This window comes from Bradyrhizobium sp. NAS96.2, from assembly GCF_001908235.1.
Classification (GTDB): domain Bacteria; phylum Pseudomonadota; class Alphaproteobacteria; order Rhizobiales; family Xanthobacteraceae; genus Bradyrhizobium.
In genome coordinates this window covers 1-6,710 of the sequence record NZ_LGHK01000331.1, presented here as the reverse complement: position 1 = coordinate 6,710, position 6,710 = coordinate 1, and the positions used below count along the sequence as shown (strand labels likewise).

Genomic DNA, 6,710 nt, shown 5'->3' with positions numbered 1-6,710 from the left:
GAGGGGACAAACGATCGACGGATTAAAATTGGCCATGGTTTTAAGGAAGGCAAATTGCTGAGCTAGCAATGATCGCGGCAAATCACTCCCTAGCGCGTTTGTCTTTATTTGCCTGTCATAGCTCTTATAATCAGCTTCCGAGAGAACATTGACGCTTAGGATCGCCAAGAACTCCTTCATGCGAGCCTGATAGAATTCGTTGATCTCTTTTCTACGCCCGGCATCAATTTTGATGTCGCCGTCCAAATCATCGATGCGACCACGAACTTCCTGCTCCTTAGCGGCGAGGTCATTTATGTCGTCGGAAAGAGAGCTCACAATCTCCTTCATACCTTCCGCAGCGACGAATTCTGCAAAGGTCACTTTGCTACGCTGTCGCTTTAGCAGCTCTTCGATCGGCGATAGCTCAGCGGTCACTTGACCATATCTCAAATCGGCCGCTTCTTCCTTTTCGCGGACGTCAACTAATTTCTTCCGCCGCTGATCGATCAGGCCATAGCAATAGTCGATGTCGTCGAGTATGCCGAAACGCTCAACAATGGAATTAGCGATCTCAGTTCCACATGTAGGGCAAGCAACAGGATCAGGCGTATGCGGATCTTCTGCGAGTTCGTAGTCAGCGTCCAACTCCCGAACGGCTCGCCGAAGAACTACAATTTCATTCTCCAGTCCGTGCCTCTCGTTTCTAACATCCTTAAGTTCTTGCGCCACTTCCTGCTGTCGTGCGTAAACCATATTGTATGCATCGACGAGCTCTTCCGCTTCTCTCCTAAAGACCGCGGGATCAATATCGACTTGGCGCGCCGCCTTTCTCCTTTGATAAGTCTCGCGAACTGTACAGAGAGTAGTCCGCTCCGCCTCCAATCGCGCCTTTTCGTCTGCCAATTCTACAAGTCGCTTCTTAGCGTCATAATATGATTGAGGCCTAACCCCGAGGTGGTACTCGAGCATATTCTTTCGGTATGCGCTGAATTGCTGCAAGCCGTTAAACGAGGCCCAGCTTTTAGCCCAACCCTCGTCTTGGTCGACATAAAATGGCAAAAAGTAAAACGCCGGCCCAGCAGGCCCTAGCTTTCCGTCCTCTGATCGCTCCAATTCGATACGGAAATTCAACAGAGGATTCAAAAACGAGGCTATTCCCCTTTCACCCGATATCCCGACGAATCTTCCGACGAGGTGCCCACCCTCATCGAAGACGCCAAAGTATTTCTCATCGCGGAGAAGCGTGTACTCAGTACCTTCTATTGAAAAGCGCAAGGCGTATATGGGCCTCGCTCTCTTCCAGAGATTGTTCTGGAGGCCGGGAACATCTGCGCCGAGCGTATGATACAAGCTCTTTATGAGAGTCGACTTACCGACGTCATTCTCTCCGGTCAGTAGGTTTGTCGTTGGACTGAACGTCTCCGCTCTCGCTGCCTTTTCGGCCTTTGAGAGGATCAACACTTCTTTGAAGACCAGCCTTTTCATTAACGCGGCCCTTGCGCAGATTTCGGATGAGTTGACGAAACCTAGATTTCTTCATGATAAACCATCACGGTCAGAGCCGCTAAGTACGCACGATCGTTGTATGGCGCCGGCAGCGTAGGAAGTATCGACAATTCCGCTTCGCTCACGAACGTCGCAAGCGGGATTTCACCATTTTGGCAAAGAGACTCGAGGCTCAGCACGATCCTCGCGACTTCTCGATTCGTGGCGTCCGAGTAGTCGGCTGCGGCCTGAGGCATTCGTTTGTCCAATCTCATAAGTTCTTGCGAACTCCATCCAGCCTCCTTCAACTCACCAAAGACAAGAGCCATGTTTGGTAACGTTTTCGGCTGCGAAGATATCAATGCGAGGCTTTCGTCGATTGCTTGCTTCCCAATGCACTTCTTTGAAACTAAATCGCCGACGGTTTTCACTTTGTCCGAGTCGTAGTTGTTCTTGCGAACGATCTCGCTCTGCACCAACCTGACCCAGCTATGAACATTCAAGCCGTGGTCCTCACCAAACTCTGTCTTGAATAGTTCCATTGCTTCACCATGGAGATAGCTGTTCATCGACTCAATTGACACGCCTGTGACGAGGAAGTGAAGATTATCGATGTTCGCCTCAGAGAATTTCGGTATCTCGGACGTCAGCCTCTCTTTGATCTTGTCACGGAAGGCGGGCGAAATGTCCTTTGCCGAAACACTTGAGTCAGCAAACTCAAACGCAACATTTGAAACCAGGATCACTCTGATTGTGTGGCTTGAACACATCCCATCGAAGTTCTGAAACATCTTCCCGAGAATAGAATTTGCTTCCTTCCGCCTGGCCGTAAGATCAGAAAGCTTGCGTGGTTTTGCAGACTTGGTCGTCTTTACCTGAAAAAATTCGACGTTTGTCGGAACGTCGCTCGGCGATAAGAAAACTGTGTCGTCATGAAACTCGAATGCCACAAGATAATCGGCACTTTGCATATGTCTGCGGAGCATCTCGCAGAAAGCCCAACTTCTTTGATAGTCAAAGCGAGAGGATGAGTCAGAGCCCGCAGTCTCGCGTTGTGGTTTTTCGATGAGTTCATCGAACAAGCTCTTCGCCATTCTAAGCCTCAGGTTATGAAAGAGGCTTTTTACAACCTAATCGATTAAATGCTACCTCTCCTTTTGGCGATATCCTCAGCTCGGAGTGCTGCGCTTCTGCACTCGCACTACGGGGAGATGGCTCCCTTTGTGGAGATCATTGACCTTGCCGAAGCGGGAGCCACTTGGCCTGAGCCAGCGGCTCAGCGCGGAGGTGGCGGGCTAGCTCGCCATGCGCGACAATTCTAATTTCATCAGCAATTTCAACGCAACACACCCCATCTAGCGACCTAAGAAGCTATTCCGAATAGCTGAGCGAACAAAATACCGCGTCCCGCCTCCTCTGAAAGGGCCGTGCCGCGATCGTCACGGACGTTGGGCGCGGGATGCGGCAGAGGCGATGGGCGCGCGAGACGAGCGCGCCGGTGAAAGTGTTGTCCTGGCCCCTAGTGACAGGTGTCCTCGCGCAAGCGTCTTGCGAGGGCGGTGACAAGCAGGCCCAGTCTCACCGGGGAGAGCACGTATGAGCCGTAAACCATCGGCGCGGGGGACGCCGGGATTGTCGGCCGGGCCTGAGGTCCTACCTCCCGAGCTTTTTGTTGCTCGGGACCCACGGGTGCGTGCTCTCATGCTGTCTGACAGGTGAATCGATCCGCACGACGCGTGCGCGGCGCGATGGCGAAGTGGATTCTTCTTTGCGCAATTGCGCGCGAAGTAAAATCATCCACCATGTCGCATGAGGGGAGATGGATTACTTCGTCGCTGCGCTCCTCGCAATGACGGCGTCCGCGAAGGCTGCACTGAGTCCACTGACATCTACCGCCAATGACAGCGGTGTCATCGCTCGCCATGGCGCGAATCTCTGCTGATCCACTGTTGGTGCGTGAAGAAACGCTTAACGCGCGTGCCTCGACTAACAAAGAAACCCTATAAATAAAGGAAAATCGGGCTCCTCGCGTGCCCGTTAATCACAACATCACTCCGCATCATCACGAGCGCATGAGGCGCATGCAAAACGCCACGATCTCATCCAACTCATGGTGTGCAAACAAGCCGTCCGACACGATTGCGATTCGACGCGGCTAAGCCGCGCGGCTCGAATACCGTGAGGGACATCACGGCCGGTACAACTGATTGTGAGGCATGTGCGCCGCACTCTTGGGAAGAAGCCTGGCCGTTCTTATGTCACGTCCAAAGAACGATCCCGATAAAGGAATTGATCAATGCAAGTTCGCGCAGCCGATACGCGCGGAAGACTGGTGCCTGCGCTCGCAACCGCCGCCGTGGCGGTGCTGGCGACCGCCGCCCTCGTCATCCTCGAATTCAACCCGCCCCGCAATGTGCTGAAGGGCGAGCCCGGCATGATCACCTCCGCCGCCGCCAACCGCGCCGGCGCCACCGTGCTGCCGACCGATCCGGTCACCACCGGCAGCGTGCGCGTGCGTTAAGGCACGCTATCTCCTCATCGTCGTCCCGGCGAAAGCCGGGACCCATAACCACTAAATTTTGCCGTTGCGCGGAATGTCGCCCCAGCGTCGCACCAAATAGACAACTGGGGCAATGGGTCCCGGCCTTCGCCGGGACGACGCTGGTAGTTACATCCCGCCCCTAGTTGCACCCCGCCGCATTTTCGCATCCCTGCCCCGGCGTCTCGCCGCAAGCCTGCCTCCCCCCGACCTGCGTAAGCTCGCCCGCGCGAACAACAAAAAACGCACAGGGAGGCTCACGATGACATCGAAGGCCAGTTGGAAAGCCGTCACCCTCACCGCAGCGCTTGCGCTCGCGACGCAGGTGCACGCCGCCGAGAAGAAATATGGCGCCGGCGCCAGCGACACCGAGATCAAGCTCGGACAGACCTCGCCATTCTCGGGCGCGGCGTCGGCCTACAGCGTGATCGCGAAGACGCAGGCCGCCTACTTCAGGATGATCAACGACAAGGGCGGCGTGAACGGGCGCAAGATCAATCTGATCACGCTCGACGACGGCTACTCGCCGCCGAAGACGGTGGAGCAGACCCGCAAGCTGGTGGAGCAGGAAGAGGTCGCCGCGATCCTCAATCCGCTGGGCACGCCGACCGGCCTTGCCGTGCGCAAATATCTCAACGACAAGAAAGTGCCGCAGCTGTTCGTCGGCGCCGGCGCCACGCTGTGGGGCGACTATCAGCATTATCCGTGGTCGATCGGCTTCCAGCCGTCGTACCAGGCCGAGACCGCGGTCTATGCCAAATATGTGCTGACCCAGAAGCCCGACGCGAAGATCGCGCTGTTCTACCAGAACGACGATGCCGGCAAGGATTACGGCAATGGCTTCAAGAAGGGCTTGGGCGCAGAGAACACCGCGAAGATGGTGGTGGCGGAGACGACCTATGAATCGACCGACCCGACCGTCGACAGCCAGATCGTGAAGCTGAAAGCCTCCGGCGCCAACGTGCTGTTCATGCACGCGATCCCGAAACAGGCGGCGCAGGCGATCAAGAAGATCGGCGAGATCGGCTGGAAGCCGGACCTGTTCTTCCTCGCGGCGACCTCGACGTCGGTGTCCTCGGTGCTGAAGCCGGCCGGCTTCGAATACTCCAAGGACATCATCTCGTCCTACTCGCTGAAGGATCCGAACGATCCGCAATGGAAGACGGATCCGGACGTGATCGCCTGGCAGGACTTCATGAAGAGCTATTTTCCGGACGGCAATCTGCAGGACCAGCTGATCGTCTACGGCTATGTGGTGGCGGAGGCGACGGTGCAGGTGCTCAAGCAATGCGGCGACGACCTCACCCATGAGAACATCATGAAGCAGGCCGCCAACCTCGACATCGCGCTGCCGATGTTCCTGCCCGGCATCAAGGTGAAGACCTCCCCGACCGACTATTTCCCGGTCGAGGCAATGCGGCTGCAGAAGTTCAACGGCGAGACCTGGCAGCTGTTCGGCGACACGATCGGGAATGATTGAGGGGGAGAGAGGGGGACTTGTTGAGGAGGAAGTTTTAGAACGCGAAACCATCCACATCGTCGTCCCGGCGAAGGCCGGGACCCATTACCCCAGGACGTAGGGATAGCGCGAGCTGGGGCCACAGCCGCACACCACAACTGCGCCCTGTGGTTATGGGTCCCGGCTCGCGCTTCGCTTGGCCGGGACGACGGGGCTCTCCCTCAACTCGATTTCGGAATATTAGAAATATACCTGTGAGTTGCCCGACGTGTCAAGTCGCCTGGTCGGACGCCTGCCCCGCCGGCCCTTTGCATGGGGTTGTTTTCGATATTTTGGCAACGCGCCGCGAGTCCAGAGGAGGTGAGGGAGGAGTTACACCCCCTTCTCCAACAACACCTTGAAGTCAGCCCGCGCGCGCTGCGCCTCGGCGCGTGCGGCATCCGACGCATCGCCGAGGCCGAAATAGCCGTGAATCAAGCCCTCGCCCGCGTGATACGTCACCGGCACACCGGCCGCCTGCAACGCCTTGGCGTAGGCATGGCCCTCGTCGCGCAGCGGGTCGAACCAGGCTGTCGTGACGACCGCCGGCGCGGCACCCTTGAGGCTCGTCGCGCGCAGCGGCGAGACGCGCCAATCGGCACCCTGCGCGGGGTTCGCGAGATAGTGCCCGCAGAACCATTCCATCACCGCGCGCGACAGGAAGTAGCCCTCGGCGTTCTCGGCGCGCGACGGGAATTTGGCGTTCTCGGCGGCATCGGCGAAATTGCCGACCACGTCGGTGACGGGATAGACGAGCAGCTGCCCGGCAAGCGCGATGCCGGCGTCGCGGCAGGCGAGAGCTGAGGTCGCGGCAAGATTGCCGCCCGCGGAATCGCCGGCGACGCCGACGCGCGAGAGATCGCCGCCGAATTCGCCGATGCGCGCGACCACATCGCGGACCGCGGCGAACGCATCCTCGAACGCGCCGGGAAAACGCGTCTCCGGCGGCCGGCGGTAATCGACCGAGATCACCACAGCGCCGGTCTCGATCACGAGGTTGCGCGCCTGGCGATCATGGGTCTCGATATCGCCGGCGACCCAGCCGCCGCCGTGGAAGAAGATCACGGTCGGCGCCGTGCCGCGGCCGTTGCGATAGAGCCGCGCGGCGAGCTTGCCGCCGGCGCCCTGCACCTCGATGTCGCTGACAACATCGACCGGCGGCGGCGGCACCGCCTTGCGCGCCTCGGCCAGCGCGCGGAGCGAATC

Annotated in this window: 5 protein-coding genes; 2 read left to right on the top strand and 3 right to left on the bottom strand. The window is 58.0% G+C overall.

Translation table 11 applies throughout. From position 1 onward, the window contains the following. Both AC628_RS40895 and AC628_RS40890 read right to left on the bottom strand, forming a co-directional pair. On the bottom strand, positions 1-1,467 hold a 1,467-nt coding region (locus AC628_RS40895; RefSeq protein WP_074132473.1), incomplete at its 3' end, for a hypothetical protein. 41 nt (positions 1,468-1,508) lie between these two features. Further along, positions 1,509-2,561, bottom strand: a complete 1,053-nt coding sequence (locus AC628_RS40890; protein ID WP_074132472.1) for a dsDNA nuclease domain-containing protein — start codon at positions 2,559-2,561, stop codon at positions 1,509-1,511. Positions 2,562-3,763: 1,202 nt separating this feature from the next. On the opposite strand from AC628_RS40890, the gene AC628_RS40885 reads away from it, so the two are divergent. Then, complete coding sequence (locus tag AC628_RS40885) at positions 3,764-3,988, top strand: hypothetical protein (RefSeq protein ID WP_074132470.1); 225 nt, start codon at positions 3,764-3,766, stop codon at positions 3,986-3,988. A 280-nt stretch (positions 3,989-4,268) separates the two neighbouring features. Beyond that, the gene (locus AC628_RS40880) at positions 4,269-5,486 is read left to right on the top strand and encodes an ABC transporter substrate-binding protein (protein WP_074132468.1); all 1,218 of its coding nucleotides are present in this window, start codon (positions 4,269-4,271) and stop codon (positions 5,484-5,486) included. Between the two features lie 351 nt (positions 5,487-5,837). Here AC628_RS40880 and AC628_RS40875 read toward each other — a convergent pair. Further along, a partial coding sequence (locus AC628_RS40875; protein WP_074132467.1) for an alpha/beta hydrolase occupies positions 5,838-6,710 on the bottom strand: 873 nt, incomplete at its 5' end.

What these genes read in the sequence shown, in the direction of transcription:
- AC628_RS40890 (WP_074132472.1), bottom strand. Translation starts at nt 2,561, where the DNA reads ATGGCGAAGAGCTTGTTCGATGAACTCATCGAAAAACCACAACGCGAG.
- AC628_RS40885 (WP_074132470.1), top strand. Translation starts at nt 3,764, where the DNA reads ATGCAAGTTCGCGCAGCCGATACGCGCGGAAGACTGGTGCCTGCGCTC.
- AC628_RS40880 (WP_074132468.1), top strand. Translation starts at nt 4,269, where the DNA reads ATGACATCGAAGGCCAGTTGGAAAGCCGTCACCCTCACCGCAGCGCTT.